This is a genomic window from Halovenus salina (genome assembly GCF_026410925.1).
GTDB lineage: Archaea > Halobacteriota > Halobacteria > Halobacteriales > Haloarculaceae > Halovenus > Halovenus salina.
In genome coordinates, this window is the sequence record NZ_CP112972.1 from 1,332,770 (window position 1) to 1,349,919 (window position 17,150).

A 17,150-nucleotide genomic window follows, 5' to 3' on the forward strand; every position below is an offset into this window, starting at 1 on the left:
TTTATATTTTTTGGCTCTGGTGAATCGCCATACGTGGCCTAATTTGGGTGGGTAAAGCTTCGTTTGATGTTGTAGACGAGACACATTGCGGCAATCTCGCGGAACTCGCGGTACCACGCTCGGGCACGCACGGCGTGGCCGAGCGTGCGTTTGATCGAGGAGAACACTGTTTCAGAGAGTGATCGCTGACCGTAATCAGCCGAATCAATCCGCGCGTTGTGTGCGTGGTCGATGGGAGAGAACTCACGATGTTTGATCAGTGGTCTCACGCCTTCTTCGCGCAATTTGTCGCGTAACTCCTGCCAGTCATAGCCCTTGTCAGCGGCAAGGCTGTGCAGGTCGCCCGCGTTGCGCAGGGCGACCTGCCAGCCGATCTGCGTGTCGTGGCGTTTCCCGGTTGTGCAGTGGACATCGAGGATTGCTTGAGAATCTGTGTCCACGAGTGCGGTTGTTTTGAGCGTCTGGACACGGTAGTTGGTACGGCGGCAGTAGTGTTTGCAGGCGCTCTCGCGGTCGAAATACGTCGAATCGATGGCAGCGTGTCCCGATGGCTCGTGCTCCTGCGCGGAGCAGCGCAGGAGCACTCGCCAGACTGCCATCGTGATTCTATCAAACCACTTCACTAACGTCGAATGATCAGGCAACTCGTCCGGTTCGAGCCCTATCTCGGCCAAAATTTGTGGCATCTCGCTCAGCAAATCAAGTGCGTCGCGGTAGGATTTTGCCAAGTAAATCCGGAGACAGTGCAGGGAAACGACGGCGTAATCGGCGAAGCCGCCACCCCCTTCGGGGGCGGCAGCTTCGCCTCGGCCACCAACAGCATTTTTTGCTAACGTCACCACTCTCTGAGTGAAGCGGGAGATTTTCGACATGGATCAATCGGACTTTCCCGCTTCACTTCCCTAGTTCTGACGGTTCGTTCCGCTGCTGTCTAGTGATTCACCAGAGCCTATTTTTTATATGTATCGGTGACGAGGTCACTGACGTGTCTATTGCTAGCTATACCATTATATAGCGCGTACACTAGTCAGCCCGGCTATCTCTGCTCGCTGTTGCTTCCAAAAGAAGCCAGGGGCGAGATCTCTGGAAGCCACTTGTAGGATAACACTTCCGTCGCGGCCTGGATCTCCCCCATCGTTATGTAGTAGTCTACACCCGTCGGTCAGCACAGCAGATATTACCTGGTTTGAGTCGCGTCCTCTTGATCCGTAATGGTAATCCGAACAGCTGTTCCGTCGCCTGTGTCGAACGACAACTCTCCGTTGAGTTTGTCCACACTCCATCTGAGTTGCCAGAGGCCGAGTCCACGGCTGTGCTGGAGGTTCGTTTCACTCCGGGCTTCGATCGGGACGAGTTCTTCATCGGGAATTCCCGGCCCGTCGTCGTTGATCGTGACGACGTAGCCGGCCGTGCTCTCTTCAACCACGACAGTTACTGTTGATTCTGCGTGTGCAATTGCGTTTTCGAGTGCGCTCTCAACCGCGACGAGCATCGCGTCTTCGTTTGTCGTCAACAGTGCGTCCCGCGGGGCCTCGGTTGTCACGCTCACGTCACCGCGCGTCGATGCCATCGCCTCGACAGCATCACGAACGGTCTCGGTGAGGTTAACCTCCGTAAGCGGATCGTTCATCGACATAATGCGGTCGCTTTTCCGGGCCCGCGAGCCGATCGTGGCAAGGTCATCGACTGCGGCAATGATCCGTTCGGCGTGATCGTCCGTCCCTTGGTCTGCGAGGACTTCAGCGTGGCTTCTAATCACGTCAAGCTGGTTGCGCAGGTTGTGGCGCAGAATCCGATTGAACACTTCAAGACGCTGCTCGCGGTATTTGCGATCGGTGACGTCCTTGATCAGCGCGACGTACCGGTCGGGTCTGTCATCGTCGCTGAGGATCGGATAAGCGCTCGTCTCTATCCACCGCACCTCCCCATCGGGGCGCTCGATCCGGTAGGAGAACTCGTAGCTGTCGGCAGGCTTCCCGGCATCGATATCAGCGAATATTTCCTGCCGGGCGGCGATGAACGAGTCGATGTCATCAGGGTGAATTGCTTCGGTGAATGTCTCGGGGTCTTCGTAGATGTCGTCGAGTGACCGTCCCCAAATCTCCTCGTGGCCAGGGCTGAGGTACAGGACATTCTGCGTGTTGGCATCTGCCAGATAGATAATCTCGTCAACACGGTCGGCAATCAGGCGAAAGCGCCGTTCACTCTCCCGGACAGCCCGGTCCCGTTCGACTCGGTCGAGAGCCGTCGTTACATGATCAGCCAGCGCTTTAGCGATATCGAGGACTGTCTCGTCAACACGAGTATCGTGGCGGGTGACAGCAGCAATTAGCCCGTGGCCAGCCAACGGCAGGAGTACACCTGTCTCGAACGGCTTGTGTCCGGCCTGCTCACGAGGTGTGTATTCGGTTACAGCCCCCTCGACGAACACGTCATATTCGTACTGATCAGCCGAAATTTCCGATGCGAGATCGACATCGTGAATATTCTCGGTCGCGGCACCAAACGCGAGTCGTTCGGTGTCTTCGTCGTGGAACCAGCAAACCGCCATTGGGAGGTCAAGCACCTCACTTGCTGTTTCGACGGCAACGGTAGCGACCTCTTCGGGTGTCATAGCTGACTGGAGGCGTTCGGTCGCCCTCCGAAGGCTATTGATCGCGCGCTCACGGCGCTTGCGTTCGGTGATATCTCGTCCGATTGCTAGATACCGCTGGTTCCCGTTGATCAGCGCAGCCGTCCCCCGGACGTCCATGAGGTAGGGTTTGCCGTCGGCACCTTCGACCTTCCACTCGAACTCGACGGGGTCGTCGGACTCCACGACGGTTTTGAGGTGTTCCATCCCCTGTTCCCCGTCGTATCCCTCGTCTGGGACTCCGACTTCGCTAATCGTCATGCCCTGCATTTCCTCACGATCGTAGCCTAACAGGTCAGCGTAGGACTGATTGACATCGATTATCTCGCCGCTTTCGGGATCTCTGACAGCGATGATGTCGTTGACGTTGTTGAAGATCTGTTCGTACTCCAATTCCCGCCGTCGTCGTTCGGTCACGTCGCGCGAAATCGCTACGAACCGTTCCTCGCCACCAATGACGGCCCGCGTCGGGTTGACCTCAACCCAGACGAATCCGCCGTCGCTGGTTTCAAGCACCTGTTCGTAGGGTTCGATCTCTTCACCGCTCATGACACGCTCGATAATAGATGGAATCTCCTCCGGAGCGTAGTCCTGTGCTGGATGATCGTGAATGAGTCCCTCGGCACCGAGTTCCAGTACCGTCTCCTTGTCGTAGCCCGTTAACTCACACATCCGTCGGTTGACGTTGAGTAACTCTCCTGTGTCCCGGTCGTGGACTGCAATGCTGTCGTTAACATTGTTGAAGATCTGTTCATACTCCCGCTCGCGTCGTCGGCGCTCGGTGACATCGCGGCTAATTGAGACGTACTGTTGTTCGCCACCGATTTCGACAGTCGTCCCTTTGACGTCAAGCCACCTGATTTCCCCACTTCGAGTTTCGACGGCCCATTCGGTTTGTTTGGGTTCGTCCGATTCGATTACTTCCTGCACAAACTGCCGTGCCTGCTCCAGCGAGTATCCGTCCTCAGCCGGACTGTACCCCGTAATCCCCATATCGAGAATCGTCTCACGGTCGTATCCCAGCAGTTCACAAAACGTGTCATTCACGTCGAGTATCTCCGCCGTCTCGGGGTCATGGATGGTTATGATGTCGTTGACGCCGTGGAAAATCTGCTCGTACTCCTGTTTACGGCGCTTGCGCTCGGTGATGTCGCGGACACTCGCCAAGACACGTTCCTCGCCGCGCATCTCGATGGTTCTGAGGTGGACATCCGCGACGAATCTCTCGCCATTTTTCTTTTCTGCCTTGAATTCGAACAGCTGTGGCCCTTCCTCTCGTGCTCGCTTTATCCGCGTTATCACCTCCTCGTATGTATGGTCTGGATCGTCCAGCATGATCTGCCGAACTGTCCCATCGAGCAGTTCCTCCCGCTCGTAGCCTGTCAACTCGCAGTACCGCTCATTCACTTCGAGAATGTCTCCGGTCGTGGGGTCGTGGATGACGAGTCCGTCGGACACGTTCTCGAAGATGTCCCGGTAGGTGCGTTCCAGTTCACGACGTTCGGTAACGTCGCGCTGTATCGACAACACACGATCCTGACCGCCAATCTCTGCGGGTGCAAGTGTCGCCTCTAGCCAGAGTCGGTCACCGTCACTGGTCTCACCCCGCCACTCGACTGTTTCGGGCTCGCCGCTCTGACTGACCGCTCTGATGAGTTCCCAGCCGCGCTCCCCAGTGAACCCTTCGTCACTTGCACTCAACCCTTCGATACCCAACTCACAGATCGTGTCGAGGTCGTCGTACCCGAGCATCTCGCGATAGGCCTCGTTCACATCCACGATGTCCCCGGTAGCGGGATCAAACACGGCGATTGCGTCGTTGACGTTGTTGAAGATCTGTTCGTACTCCCGCTCACGTTGTCTGCGTTCAGTGATGTCACGAGTCAGTGAGATGTATCTCTCCTCGCCATTGATCTCCGCGGGTGTCCCCGTTACTTCAAGGACACGGTGGCTTCCATCGGCAGCTTCAAGCTTCCACTCAAACGTCCGCGGTTCGCTGGACTCCATCACATTGGTGACGATATTTGCCGCACGCTGGCCGGAGAACCCCTCCTCGTTCACTGCTAGCCAATCGTTTCCCTTGCCGAGGATTGTCTCTTTCTCGTAGCCAAGTATCTCGCACATCGCGTCGTTGACCTCGAGCAGTTCCCCCGTTTCCGGATCGTTTACTGTGAGTGGGTTCGGCACACCGTTGAAAATCTGCTCGTACTCCTGTTCACGACGTTTCCGCTCGGTTATGTCACGGGCAATCCAGAACACCGTTCGTGGCTCTGCCTGCATATCGAGGGGTCCAACATGTGCCTCAAACCACCGCATTCCCCCCTTGACATCGAGTTGGTACTCAATCTGTTGTTGCTTCCCTGTCTCCAGCGCCTGCTGAATGGTATCGAGAAACCTGTCCGCCGTTTCGTCGGCCAACACGTCATGATAGCGTTGACCGAGCAGTTCGTCGATATCGTCGTACAAGAGTGACCGATCTCCGCCCGTAATATAATCCATGTGTCGTCCATTCTCGTCCATTACGAAGACGGCATCTGGAAAGGCCTCCAAGAATCGCTCGAACTGTTCTATGTCGTACCGTGCGTTGGTTTCTGAGATTGTCTGCCCAGCATCTCCGAGTTCCTGAACCCGAGTAGCGAGTGCGTCAATGCCATCATCCCCTGACCGTTTCCGGATGTAGTCTGTGACACCCGCTGAAATCGCTCGGCTGGCAACTCTCTCACTCCCCTCGCCGGTAAACAAAATTACGGGGAGTCTCTCGTCATTCTCTCGAATCGCATTGAGCAACTGGATCCCGGTCATGTCCGGAAGATCGTATCCGCTGACGACACAATCAAAGTCAGTTGTGGTAAGTCGGGCAAGTGCGTCTTGGGGATCAGTTTCGGATACGATTTCGAAGTTGCCTTTCCTCTTCTCAAGCGTCTCGGCGAGCGCCCCGGACACTGCAGTATCAGTGTCCACATGGAGTACGTTCACTGGTCTGCCTGAGCCCGTGCTACCGGCTCCCATGATATGAGAGTACTTCTCCTGATACAAAAAACGAATTAATTCCACCGCTCTTCGCTGATACATCATTGATAGCCTGCACTCATATGATTGCAGCTCGTGCCGACTATCTAAAAATTAAATGATATTTATCTGTTGAATTGACGGGCGGCGTCAGGATAGGTCGTAAATTTAGTCGAAATGAAGCCGAAAAAGTCAGATCTGGAGACAGTCGATATCCCCGGCTTCATGAGGAAGATCGAGAGCCCCGTGAGATCGTCCTCTGTGCAGCCGATTTCTCCTCACCATCCACGTTGTGTAAGGCGGTCGATCGGATCGAGATAAGCGTTTGTCGAGTACTGCTGCGCCAATCGGCGCAGGTGCACGACCCGTCCGAACACGCTGCTATCGACGCCACGTTCTATGAACGGGCGGCTGCAAGCCGCCACTACTGTTAGCGATTGAGCTACCACGCCCAGAAACGGAAAGTCACGAACTTGTCGATACAGACCCCCAGGCAATCTTGGACGGACACTGCTCGACGACTCGGAAAGGAAGCGACGCAGATCTCGGCGGGTAGATTGCCTGCCGGAACGCGGGTGATCTGCGGTCTCTCGCGGCTGATAAGGGGTACGACAAGCAATCGCTCCGTGAAGGATTACGCGATCTCGAGATCAGCCGTTGATCAAGCATTGTATCTTCGCACCGTACGACGACGCGCACAACGCCAGAATCGATAAAAACTGTTACTACCGATCACCGGACGGGAGACTAACAGTAATTGCTGTCCCGGAGTCGTCAGCACAAATGTCGATATCCCCGCCGACGTAGTGAATAAGCCAGTGGGCGAACCACAGTCCTAACCCAGAACTGTGTTCGAGCGGTGTCTCCGTCCCGGATTTGAGAACCTGCTGTTCTCCCTCCGGAATCCCTGGTCCGTTATCTACGATTGTCACTGTCGTGGTTGCCGACGTAGCCGACACCGTGATTGTGACCCGAGGCGTCGCCGCATCAGAATGACGGATGCCGTTTTTGATGAGTTCTCGTAGTGCGTGCGTCGCACGTGAGTCAATGTTTGGCTGGCCTGCGGTCGTCTCTTCGAGGATAACCTCGGCCTCTGGGTATATCGACGAGAGTTGGGCTGTCATACGCTTCAACGACGGCAGTAATTCACTATCCGTCGTGTCGTTAAGCGCATCTGCGACGATCTGCCTTACGTGATGGGCTTTTTCACTGATCTCGATGAGATCTTCGACCGTCTCCTGGATCACGTTTAGTTTCTCTCGACGATTCTCGTCGGTGGCCTGATGACGCAGAAGGTCTGTGTGACCTTTGATGGCTGTCCCTTTGTTGCGAAGGGTGTGTCGGAGGACCCGGTGGAAGACACTCAGTTGTTGTTCACGAAGTCGCCGGGCTGTAATATCGTCTTGGATACTGACAAAGCCCTGTATCTGGCCGTCTCGGTCGGTTATTGGTGCAACCGTCTCACGTGCCACGAAGCGCTCGCCGTTCTTGCGCTCGTTGGTAATCTCCCCTTCCCAGACCTCACCGTCCAAAATCGTCTCCCAAAGATCCCGATAGAATGCCTCGTCGTGTTCGCCAGACGTGAGTATCGACGGCGTCTGGCCAATCGCCTCAGCGGCTTCGTAGCCGGTAGTCTCCTCGAACGCAGGGTTGACGGATTCGATTCTCCCGTCAGTGTTCGTTATCATAATCGTGTGACCTGCGTGACTAACCGCGTTTTCGAACCGTCGGAGTTCTTGCTCTCGTTCTTTTCGATCAGAGATATCACGAAGTACACCAACCGTTCCGTGTCTCCCATTGTCAGATGGGAGCACTGCGATGTGGTTTTCGCAGGTCCGACGCTCTCCTTCAGCAGTGATGATATCCATTTCGACAGTTATCCGCTGTTTATCTGTCCGGAACAGCTCCGAAATATATCGATTCGTCCGTTTAATTGTCCTTTCGTCAAGTACTCGTGAGACATCGTGACCGAGCAACTCGTTTTTCTCATAGCCGGTCAGCTCAGCAACGTTATCGTTGACAAAAGTGAACGTGCCTTGCTCGTCGAGTGTGTAGACCGGGTCTCCAGAGGCCTCGACTATTGTCTCGTACCGCTCAAGTTCATGTTCCCGCTGTTTGTACTCGGTGATTTCTTCCAGTGTTTCGAGAGCGCCGACGATGTTACCGTCTGTATCTTTCAGCGGCGCAGCGGCAAACCGCAGCCAGATATCCAGGTCTGGGAAGTAATCCTCTCCGACGTAGGTGTTCTCTCCGTACGACCGTTCGTACCACTCGTCGTACCACTGTGAGATTTCTTCAGCATCAGCCTCTTCGAGTACGAGATCTGCCAATACTGGTCGGTCCGTGTTATAGAACACCTCGGACGAGCGAGTCGTCCCGAGTACCTTCGTAGGATCGAACTCTAATAAGTCGGCACAGGCCTCGTTCCAGCACGTGACCTCGTGCTGGTCGTTCAACACAAACGCGGCCGTCGGAAGTTGCTGGACGATTGCAGATGCCGAAACGTCTCCCCGCAAGCCAGTGGGTGGCCCACGCGTGTCTGTCAGGTCATGGATAGCTTCGAGGAGACGGTCTATGCTGTTCTGATCCTCGGCACGAACGTACCGACTCGGCGTCGCATTCGCCGTCTCCATGGCAATCTTTTCCGACCCATTGAGGGCATACACGACTATCGGTATTCCCCCGGAGACGTTACGTACCCTCTGTACGGTTGCACCTGCATCCGACGCAGGTAGGTCGTGGACTGCCACGACACAATCAGTGTCATCTAATTGGCACTCAGGCCGCTGGAGGGTTGCAACGCTGGAGATGATATACGACTGATCAAGCCGTTCGTGGCTATCGAGGCAGGCTACCACATCCTGGGTGGTTGTATTACCGACGCAGAGTATATTGGTTGTTGTCATTTCGTTTCACTCTCATTGGGCTATCTTGACACCGTGGAACTCGAAGCGTGCACCGCCTTCACTGCCGTCGGTAATCTCGACGTTCCAGTCGTGGGCCTCCGCGATCTGACTGACGATACCCAGCCCAAATCCTGTCCCTTCCTTGGAGGTGGTGAACCCTGATTTGAGGACTTGGTCTCGGTTATCTGGCGGAATCCCTGGCCCATCGTCTTCGACGTAGAATCCATCCAGTAGTGTCCCGACGCGAACGGATGCGTCGTCGCCAGCGTGTTCCCGTGCGTTCCGGAACAGGTTCGCAAACAACTCACATACTCTCGACTCGTCCATCAGGACCGGTATGCTATTTTCGATTTCGACGCTCATCGCCTGCGTCTCGACAGTCGCCCACGCGTCGCAGACGACTGTCTCCAGCGAGGCCGGTTCGGGATCGAGAACGGTTTTCCCCTGTTTGGCCAGTGTGAGTAGCTCCTCGATGAGTTCAGTCATCCGGTCGATCGCATCCTGAATACGGGCAAATGCTTCGTCGGGATCGTCAGCCCGCTGGGCAATATCCACGTGTGCCTCCATCACGTTCAGCGGGTTCCGCAGGTCGTGGGCAACCGTTCGCCCGAAGGTTTCGAGTCGCTTGTTCTGCCGCTCCAGTTCTCTGCGCTGTTCTTTGAGATCGGAGATATCTTGGTTGATTGCGACAAAGCCCGTTATCTCCCCATCTGTCGTGAGCGGTGCAATCGTCTGATCGATAACGTACTGCTGGCTGTTTTTACGCTCGTTGATAATCTCCCCTTTCCAGACCTCGCCGTCCAGAACCGTCCCCCAAAGATCCTGGTAGAACTTATCATCGTGTTCGTCGGATTTGAGGATTCCAGGCGTGTTTCCAACCGCCTCGGCAGCGGTATAGCCGGTTAATTCTTCGAACGCAGAGTTGACGTACTCAATGGTGCCGTCGACATCAGTCACGACGACGGCATGACCGGCTTTTTCGACGGCTTCACGGAACATGGTAAGTTCGCGCTCGCGCTTTTTCCGGTCTGTAATATCCTGGATCGTGCCAACATGATACTTGTCATTTCTGACCGTGATACACGTTGTGACGGTCTCGATTGGGAACGTCGTCCCATCATCGAAACGGTGGTGAACACTTTCTCGTCGGCGCGTCTCACCTTCTTCGAACGACGCCCAATACGCATCGAACTGGTCAACGTCGAACTCGGGGTTGAGTGAAGACATCTGCCGACCTTCGAGTTCGCCGGATGTGGCCCTGAGCATGTCCGCGTATGCTGGGTTCACATAAGTTATCTGACCGGTCTTGTCGTAGGCAGCGATTCCGACCCCATTCTGTTCGACGGCCTGCTCAAAAAACGCCCGTTCTCGTTCCTTTTCTTTACCCTCGGTGACGTCGCGATTGACTGCGACGAAGCCGGTAAGTTCCTCACCCTCAGTTATCGGAGAGATTATTTGATCAAGAACATATTTCTCACCGCTTTTGCGCTCGTTGATCACCTCACCTTCCCAGACATTGCCGTCGAGAATCGTCTCCCAAAGCTCCTGATAGAACGCATCAGTGTGTTCACCGGAGTTGAGTAAGGCTGGTGTCGCGCCTTTCAGTTCAGAGAGACTGTATCCAGTCACGTCGGCCATCGTGGGGTTGGCATAGGTGATTGTGCCGTCGGTATCGGTCACGAGCATGGCGTGGCCAGCGTGTTCGATCGCTTCGTGCAAGTCCTGGAGTTTCTGTTGCTGGCGAGCGACAGTCACACAGCTTTCGATACGTCGTGCAAGTAGTTCGTAGCGTGTTTCGCCGGTGTCTTTTTCGAGGTAATCGTCTGCACCGAGTCGAATGGCCCGACTGGCGACTTCTTCAGAGCCTTGGCCGGCAAACAAAATGAACGGCAGGTCAGGAAAACGAGAGCGCACGGCATCAAGAAATGACAGTCCATCCATACCCGGCATGGCGTAGTCGCTGACGATGCAATTGATCTCAGACGCAGTATCGAGCTGCTTGAGGGCAGCCTCGGCGTCTGTTTCTGCCTGGACTTCAAATCCGTATTCGGACTTGAGGTACTCGGCGACAAGTGATGCAAAGTCACTGTCATCGTCAACAAAAAGGACTGTGGTGTTACCACTGGTTAGAGTAGTATCAACCTCCTGTTCGGCCCAGTCAATTTGGCTTGTACTAGTTGTCATTGTTTCAAAAGAGTGATTTGGGACAGCAGAGTATTGCCGATGGCATGAAATTTTATATAATTTTACGAACAATTAATCTGTGAGTTTACTCATACTTGGACTGCGTGTCCTCTTCAACAAGTGTACTCACAGTCTCGCTGATTTCAACGACGCTACTCGCCTGGTGGTCGTTCGCTGCGACAACGCCGTCGACCTCGTCGATTTCGTCGACACAATTTTTTAATCGATCAATATTTATTGCAACATCTAAATGAGCGTTGAGTCCGCCGTGGCCGAATTCTCCCGTCCCGAACTGTGCATGACCAGGCATTATCTGTGTGGTTCGAACATATACCGAATAAATGCGGCAGAAGAGTCTTAATGTGTGAGTATCTCCCGACACATTTATATGTGTAAACGACACGTACAAAAGCGAGATTACGTTAATCTGAATGGACATGCGGGTTCTGCCACAGCGGCAACCACGATCTTAATTGGAGGTAGCCGACCCGGGATAGACACTCAATTCCGGGGGATATGTCTCGTAGATGGCGCTGTCGAACAGCATATTGGTGGAATTGCTCGCCCGCTTGGAACAACACCTCTCGTGACGGCTCAACAACTTGAAGACTGAACTCTTCGAGAAATTGATTTAGGTTTGATTCGTCATCGAAGTGTCCATCAGCCGCAAGTTCAGTATACACGATTGGCGTAATTACGACTCGTCCTTCCTGATAGACGCGTCGGAGTTCTGCTTCGCTTGTCTCGGTGTTTTTGCCTTCGTACAACAGCGCGAGAAGAGTGTTCGTATCGACAGTTGTAATCACGTATCGCCTCCAAATAAGTATTACATAGATGGCAATACTGAAGAAATATTACGTCTGTCTGCATTAGTTTTCAGGAACACCTTAGGATAAGAAAATAGGACATGGACCATTTACGAATGGAAATACGGCAGTCCCTTGCTATAAAAATATGATATTTTATACCTTAGGGTATATTTATGGGTGGTGTTCAGATAAGGATTGAAGAATGAGGCGGGTCGGTTTTTCAGTGTCCATGCCGAAAATCGCCCGCCTCAACGGTAGTATCGACCAGATCGACTTATAGTGATTAGGCAAGTGATTTGCTTATCGAGATCTTAGAGCCTGTAATGGGTCGGCTTGACGATGTCACGCTCGAAGAACTCTACAAGCTCAAGGACCAGATCGACGAAGGAAAGCCGCGAGAACGTGTTCTCGCGGCGATCGGCCGCAAGCAAGGCGATCAAATAGACACGCTGGCTGAGCGCCACGGTGTTGTTACGCGAACGATTCAAAATTGGCTCAATCGGTTCAAGGAACAACCGATTGAGCAAGCTCCTTACGACGCTCCCCGACCAGGTGGTCCGGCTAAGATCGATGGAGCAGAGCGCGAGCAACTCTTCGAACAACTACAACAGCCACCGACTGAACTCGGCTACGACCAACAAGCTTGGTCAGCGAAACTTCTGCTTCACCACGTCAAAGAGGAGTATGGCGTCGAATACCACGAAACATACGCGTATGACTTATTGAGAGAGGCCGGGCTGTCCTGTCGGACAGCACGGCCTCGCCACCACGAGGCCGACCCCCAAGACAAAGCCGAGTTCGAAGACACAGTCGAAAAAAACGCCCCGAACTGAGCGAGAAAACTGTCGTTGTCGTCGATCAATTCACCAAACACGTTGGCACTGTCTTGCGGCGTGGCTGGTTCCCGATCGGCTCGAATCCAACTGTCGAGACTTCGACTTCGTGGGAGTCGGTGACAGTGCTGGGCGCTGTCACCGACGATGGCGACAGCTTCTATTGCTGGACGGACGAGAACCTGACCCGGTTCCACGGAATCCGACTGTTAGAAGCGCTACAAGAGCGCTTCGGTGACGAGTTGGTGGTGTTTCTTGACCGGGCAGGCTACTTCTGGGCACGGGATCTCTGGGAGCACGTCAGCGGCACCCGAGCGACCGAAACTGTCGGAGACAGTTCGGTCGCGTGCGTACGTGGTGACGATCTCGAGGTCTGGTACTTCCCGTCGAAGCTTCCCGAATTAAACGCCGTCGAAGGCTGCTGGGACCAGCTTCAGGAGTGGTTCAAGCATCGACTCGTTCCTGATCTCTCGACGCTGGAAGAGTATCTTCGACAAGGGCTGAGCACGATCAACGAACCAGATATTTGGCCATATCTCACCAGCAAATATTTGTCCTAGTCACTATTAGAGTTTGTTGAACGCGAAGCGACACCGCGGTTTTTGATGAAGCTCAGTATTCAGCTGCATCTTGCTGGCCTATCGCTCTCGAATACTGTTTCAATACTTGAGATATTCGGTGTCGAACGTGCTCGTTCTACGGTTCACAACTGGGTTCACAAAGCGGATCTACAGCCCGAAGATGGGCAGAGCCCGGATCACGTTGCGGTCGACGAAACCGTGATCCGACTCAATGACGAGCAATACTGGCTGTACGCTGCCGTCGATCCGAAAACGAAGAAATTACTTCACACAAAGCTTGAACCGACGAGAACGAACGTTATCTCTTGTGCGTTCTTTGCCGAACTTCGTGAGAAACACGACGTTGATGACGCGGTGTTTCTCATTGATGGCGCACCACAACTGAAAGATGCCTGCTCTCGGCACGGCCTCGATTTCAGATACGAACGCCATGGAAATCGGAATAGTGTCGAACGTGTCTTTCGAGAGGTAAAGCGCCGAACCTCTTCGTTTTCAAACTCTTTCAGCAACGCCAACGCAGACACAGCTGACGACTGGCTCAGATCATTCAGCTTCGCATGGAATCAGCTTATCTGAACACTACCTATTTATGAATACAGGGCTCTGGTGAATCGCCATACGTGGCCTAATTTGGGTGGGTAAAGCTTCGTTTGATGTTGTAGACGAGACACATTGCGGCAATCTCGCGGAACTCGCGGTACCACGCTCGGGCACGCACGGCGTGGCCGAGCGTGCGTTTGATCGAGGAGAACACTGTTTCAGAGAGTGATCGCTGACCGTAATCAGCCGAATCAATCCGCGCGTTGTGTGCGTGGTCGATGGGAGAGAACTCACGATGTTTGATCAGTGGTCTCACGCCTTCTTCGCGCAATTTGTCGCGTAACTCCTGCCAGTCATAGCCCTTGTCAGCGGCAAGGCTGTGCAGGTCGCCCGCGTTGCGCAGGGCGACCTGCCAGCCGATCTGCGTGTCGTGGCGTTTCCCGGTTGTGCAGTGGACATCGAGGATTGCTTGAGAATCTGTGTCCACGAGTGCGGTTGTTTTGAGCGTCTGGACACGGTAGTTGGTACGGCGGCAGTAGTGTTTGCAGGCGCTCTCGCGGTCGAAATACGTCGAATCGATGGCAGCGTGTCCCGATGGCTCGTGCTCCTGCGCGGAGCAGCGCAGGAGCACTCGCCAGACTGCCATCGTGATTCTATCAAACCACTTCACTAACGTCGAATGATCAGGCAACTCGTCCGGTTCGAGCCCTATCTCGGCCAAAATTTGTGGCATCTCGCTCAGCAAATCAAGTGCGTCGCGGTAGGATTTTGCCAAGTAAATCCGGAGACAGTGCAGGGAAACGACGGCGTAATCGGCGAAGCCGCCACCCCCTTCGGGGGCGGCAGCTTCGCCTCGGCCACCAACAGCATTTTTTGCTAACGTCACCACTCTCTGAGTGAAGCGGGAGATTTTCGACATGGATCAATCGGACTTTCCCGCTTCACTTCCCTAGTTCTGACGGTTCGTTCCGCTGCTGTCTAGTGATTCACCAGAGCCGAATACAGAATTATGCTGGAACCAGTACAGGGTGGTGAAGTATTCGGAAAAATTTAAATGATAATATTGGCTCATCTTCCAGCGTTCAAATCGACGGCTATCTATGCTCGCCGTTGCTTCCAAAAGAAGCCAGGGGCCGGATTTGAACCGGCGGGGGTTCCGCTCTGCAGGCGGATGCGTTGGGCCGGACTCTGCCACCCTGGCGCAGATATAGCTTCTTTGCTGGATTGCTTAAGCCCATCGGAGTCACTTGACTGTCTAAAGTATGTTCTCTGTTAGCACACCCGCGGCAAGACTAATATACCACTCCACACAGAAAGAGATAGCTCAACTGAGGTGACACCGCTATGCTGACTACCAACGCACAACGCCGGCACGCCGCCATCAGCGGCGGAGCCAGCAATTGTGCGTCGGCTGCCTTCGGCATGGCGGTGATCGGTGTCGGTGACACGGCACCGATCGGCCGTCAGTAGACCCCGGCCCCTGCCCGAATAACCAGCGTCCAGACGCGGAGTACCCCACTGGGCCGGTGAACGCGGGCCATCTCTCCTGTCGCCACAGCTGTGAGTCGGCAGTCGAGTCACTGCCAATCGTCCTCCAGCGAGACAGCACGTAGCCGCCGCGTTCCCCCGCTGACGAGTCTCGGTCCCGGTCGGTTCGATTCCGACGCTCGTCGTTATGATAGAAAGTGCACGAATCCAGACAATTCGCATCGCCCGCAAAGAACGAAACGACCGTCACGGCAGACGGTACGAGCAACCGACGCCAACGAGTTGCCGATAGCACGTTGTGGTGAACGGCCGGCTTCGGAACGGACAACATTTAATCCCCGGCCGACTATCTCGACCCAATGACACGCATCGACGTTATCGACAACCACGGGCAGTTCACGCACCTCGAACAGCGTGCGCTCCGTGACATGGGCGTCGACGTCGACATCATCGACAACGAGACGCCACCAGCAGCGGTCGACGCCGACGGACTCGTCCTTTCGGGCGGCCCGGACATCGACCGCATCGGCAACTGCCCCGAGTATCTGGACCTCGATATCCCCGTGTTTGGCATCTGTCTCGGCATGCAAATCATCGCCGACAAACTCGATGGGACGGTTGGCTCGGGCGATTACGGCGGCTACGCCGACGTGACCGTCGAAATAACCGACGACGACGACCCACTCGTCGGCTCACTCGCTCCCGACACCCGCGTCTGGGCGAGCCACGCAGACGAGGTCAAAGAGGTCCCTGAAGGGTTCGAGCGGACGGCAACGAGTGACGTCTGTGGCGTTGAGGCGATGAGCGACACCGACCGTGACCTCTACGGCGTCCAGTGGCACCCCGAAGTCGCCCACACCGAGCGCGGCGAAGAGGTCTTCGAGAACTTCCTCACGCTCTGTGAGTGAGCCCGACCGACAGGACTTTTCCTCGCGCCTGTTCTCGGGCAACGTATGGAGGTCGTCGAGAACACGCTCGATACCGCGCTGGATAGCTTCCTCGACCGGCCGCTGTTCTGCTTTCTCGGGCAGGTCGCCGACGGCGAGCCACGCATCTCGCCGCTGTGGTATCTCTGGGAGGACGAACGAGTCTGGATTATCGGCGACACGGTTGGTAAATCGTATATGAAGCGAGTCGAACGTAACTCCGAGACCGCGGTCGCAATCGTCGACTTCGACGTGACGACCGGTCGGGTCGAACATGTCGGGATGCGGGGCCACGCGACGGTGTCGTCGCTGACCGACAACCGGGTCTTCCGTCTCCTCCGGCGGTACCTGGGCGAGGAGCCAGCAGAGTGGGACCCGCGATTCGCGGAGCTGGACGGCGAGCGCTGGTCGTTCATCGAGTTCACGCCCGACACTGTGGTGGCACGAGACCAGTCGTTTGCGCCTAGTCGGAACCAGTAACAGCCGAGAAACGCGGCCGTGGGTTATATCCGGGGGCGAAACGCACTGCCGGATATGGCGATATACGACCGCACCGCCGCCGACGAAGCTGAAATCGTCGGCCGGTGGGACGACGCGTTCTCGTGGATTGCACGCCCAACGGAGGGTGGCCAGCGCGCGAGTCACGCGGTCCGGACCGATGAAGGTGTCTGGGTGCTCGACCCGCTCGACGCACCAGGTATCGACGACCACCTCAACGAGCTTGGCGAGGTTGCCGGCGTCGCCGTCCTCTCGTGTTATCACGCCCGCGATGCTGGAGCGTTTGCCCGTCGCCACGATGTCGCTGTTCACATCCCCGAGTGGATGGGACGCGTCGCCGAGCGCGTCGACGGGCCGGTCGAGCGGTACGCGCTCGCGCCCGGAACAAACACGGGATTCCGTACGCTGTCCTGCCGCCCATTCCCGGGCTGGCAGGAAGTCTTCCTCTATCACACTCCCTCTGATACCCTCGTCACCCCTGACTCACTCGGGACCACCGACCAGAACTGCATCCACGACGAACGGCTCGGGCTGGTTACGCTGTGTCGTCTCCGACCGCCAGACCAGCTTCGCGGTCTCGAACCCGACCGCGTACTCGTCGGCCACGGCGAACCCGTCACCGAGAAACCAGCGGCTGCACTGGAGCGTGCGCTCGATACAGGGCCATCCTCGTTCCCGCGGGCGTTTCTCGAACACGGTCCCGAGAGTATCCGAAGTATGCTGGCAGCCCTTGGATAACTATCC

The 17,150-nt window shown here is 55.5% G+C and carries 12 protein-coding genes, 1 tRNA gene and 2 pseudogenes; 7 read left to right on the plus strand and 8 right to left on the minus strand.

The genetic code is table 11. From position 1 onward, the window contains the following. Positions 1-38: 38 nt before the first annotated feature. The gene (locus tag OSC37_RS06780) at positions 39-872 is read right to left on the minus strand and encodes an IS5 family transposase (protein ID WP_267162661.1); all 834 of its coding nucleotides are present in this window, start codon (positions 870-872) and stop codon (positions 39-41) included. Positions 873-1,177: 305 nt separating this feature from the next. Continuing rightward, positions 1,178-5,593: a PAS domain S-box protein gene (locus OSC37_RS06785; RefSeq protein ID WP_267163841.1), complete on the minus strand. Its 4,416-nt coding sequence runs from the start codon at positions 5,591-5,593 to the stop codon at positions 1,178-1,180. A gap of 296 nt (positions 5,594-5,889) precedes the next feature. Between OSC37_RS06785 and OSC37_RS06790 the strand changes: the two are divergent. Then, positions 5,890-6,367: pseudogene (locus tag OSC37_RS06790) on the plus strand (transposase); the annotation flags it as partial. Here OSC37_RS06790 and OSC37_RS06795 read toward each other — a convergent pair. The 4 genes from OSC37_RS06795 to OSC37_RS19140 all read right to left on the minus strand — a co-directional run bounded on the left by OSC37_RS06795 (position 6,367) and on the right by OSC37_RS19140 (position 11,537). Next, positions 6,367-8,274, minus strand: a complete 1,908-nt coding sequence (locus tag OSC37_RS06795) for a PAS domain-containing protein (RefSeq protein WP_267163842.1) — start codon at positions 8,272-8,274, stop codon at positions 6,367-6,369. The pseudogene OSC37_RS06790 and the gene OSC37_RS06795 sit on opposite strands and share 1 nt — an antisense overlap. Positions 8,275-8,559: 285 nt before the next feature. Next, positions 8,560-10,731 (minus strand): hybrid sensor histidine kinase/response regulator, encoded by a 2,172-nt coding sequence (locus OSC37_RS06800; RefSeq protein ID WP_267163843.1) that lies wholly within the window; start codon positions 10,729-10,731, stop codon positions 8,560-8,562. A gap of 85 nt (positions 10,732-10,816) precedes the next feature. Next, positions 10,817-11,041: a hypothetical protein gene (locus tag OSC37_RS06805; protein ID WP_267163844.1), complete on the minus strand. Its 225-nt coding sequence runs from the start codon at positions 11,039-11,041 to the stop codon at positions 10,817-10,819. 112 nt (positions 11,042-11,153) lie between these two features. After that, positions 11,154-11,537: a type II toxin-antitoxin system VapC family toxin gene (locus OSC37_RS19140; RefSeq protein WP_267163845.1), complete on the minus strand. Its 384-nt coding sequence runs from the start codon at positions 11,535-11,537 to the stop codon at positions 11,154-11,156. Positions 11,538-11,863: 326 nt separating this feature from the next. On the opposite strand from OSC37_RS19140, the gene OSC37_RS06815 reads away from it, so the two are divergent. The 3 genes and pseudogenes from OSC37_RS06815 to OSC37_RS06825 all read left to right on the plus strand — a co-directional run. Next, complete coding sequence (locus OSC37_RS06815) at positions 11,864-12,373, plus strand: IS630 family transposase (RefSeq protein ID WP_267162485.1); 510 nt, start codon at positions 11,864-11,866, stop codon at positions 12,371-12,373. Positions 12,374-12,426: 53 nt separating this feature from the next. After that, positions 12,427-12,933, plus strand: a complete 507-nt coding sequence (locus tag OSC37_RS06820) for a transposase (RefSeq protein WP_267162486.1) — start codon at positions 12,427-12,429, stop codon at positions 12,931-12,933. Positions 12,934-12,939: 6 nt separating this feature from the next. Beyond that, positions 12,940-13,530: pseudogene (locus OSC37_RS06825) on the plus strand (IS6 family transposase); the annotation flags it as partial. Positions 13,531-13,579: 49 nt separating this feature from the next. Here OSC37_RS06825 and OSC37_RS06830 read toward each other — a convergent pair. Then, positions 13,580-14,413, minus strand: coding sequence for an IS5 family transposase (locus OSC37_RS06830; RefSeq protein WP_267162661.1), 834 nt, complete (start codon positions 14,411-14,413; stop codon positions 13,580-13,582). A gap of 205 nt (positions 14,414-14,618) precedes the next feature. Then, positions 14,619-14,695: transfer RNA gene (locus OSC37_RS06835), tRNA-Cys, on the minus strand. Between the two features lie 646 nt (positions 14,696-15,341). Here OSC37_RS06835 and OSC37_RS06840 point away from each other — a divergent pair. Genes OSC37_RS06840 through OSC37_RS06850 form a run of 3 tightly spaced genes read left to right on the plus strand, consistent with a single transcriptional unit; the run spans position 15,342 to position 17,144 of the window. Then, on the plus strand, positions 15,342-15,890 hold the full coding sequence (locus OSC37_RS06840) for a GMP synthase subunit A (protein ID WP_267163846.1): 549 nt from the start codon (positions 15,342-15,344) through the stop codon (positions 15,888-15,890). A gap of 45 nt (positions 15,891-15,935) precedes the next feature. Beyond that, positions 15,936-16,388, plus strand: a complete 453-nt coding sequence (locus tag OSC37_RS06845) for a pyridoxamine 5'-phosphate oxidase family protein (protein ID WP_267163847.1) — start codon at positions 15,936-15,938, stop codon at positions 16,386-16,388. A 54-nt stretch (positions 16,389-16,442) separates the two neighbouring features. After that, positions 16,443-17,144, plus strand: a complete 702-nt coding sequence (locus tag OSC37_RS06850) for a hypothetical protein (protein WP_267163848.1) — start codon at positions 16,443-16,445, stop codon at positions 17,142-17,144. Positions 17,145-17,150: the final 6 nt, after the last annotated feature.